Raw genomic sequence first — 741 nt, 5'->3', positions numbered from 1 at the left:
GGCGATGAGCCTCGGCGCGGGCAGTTTTTCCGCACTGCCGCTCGATGCGCGGCAACATGAGGAATTTTTCCTTACCGCTGCCCAATCGATTTTCGGGATCGCGTTGCTCTTGAGGCTTCGGCTCAGCCTCTGGGGAGCGCTCGCCCTCGCCATCCTGTTCCTGGTGCAGGTTGGACTGGCGCTACGCTTCCTCGGCGGCGAGACCGCCGCGATCGCCACGTTGACCGGGCTTGCCTGGGCCTATCTGGCGCTGGCGATGATCGTCTTCATCGCTAATGCAAAGTCGTTCGGTCTCCTGCTGCGTGTCGGCATATCGTAAGCGCGAAATTCAGCGCACCTGTTCGGTTGAGTGATGCGGTGTGAAGGAAGTGTCCACCAAGGATGAGGTGGACACATGCAGATGCTGCCGATGGGCCGGTGTGGTCTCCAGGTCGTGCGGGTGACGAGTAACGGCCGGCGCTATTACTATGTGGCGGGGAAGGCCCGTTGGTTGAGGCGTGCCTGGAGCCGGGGGTACCCTTACGCCGGTTCCCTCCGATCATGCAGCTTCCACCGACCGGATAAGCCGGGTCAGGGTCGCGCCTTCGATGCCGCTATCGAAGCGAAGACGCCGCCCTTGCGCCAGACACAGCTCGACGACGGAGGGTGAAACTATCCGCTCCCCGCGCGCGGGCTCGTAGCCATCCGGCGGGAGCCGCTTGTTGATGGGCGGCGGTGTCCTCAGGACGTCCTTAAGTTCGC

The 741-nt window shown here is 63.3% G+C and carries 1 protein-coding gene and 1 pseudogene; one reads left to right on the top strand and one right to left on the bottom strand.

All coding sequences use genetic code 11. The annotated features are described in order from the left end of the window. Positions 1 to 319: pseudogene (locus tag BGN95_RS07545) on the top strand (sodium:proton exchanger); the annotation flags it as partial. 219 nt (positions 320 to 538) lie between these two features. Here the strand turns inward: BGN95_RS07545 and BGN95_RS07540 are convergent. After that, positions 539 to 741, bottom strand: a 203-nt coding sequence (locus BGN95_RS07540; RefSeq protein ID WP_286772160.1) for a hypothetical protein, incomplete at its 5' end; no start/stop codon positions are given.

Origin of the sequence: Sphingomonas sp. 66-10, from assembly GCF_001897045.1 — a bacterium.
GTDB lineage: Bacteria > Pseudomonadota > Alphaproteobacteria > Sphingomonadales > Sphingomonadaceae > Sphingomonas > Sphingomonas lycopersici.
The sequence above is the reverse complement of the archived record's forward strand: the minus strand, read 5'-3'. Positions and strand labels throughout refer to the sequence as shown.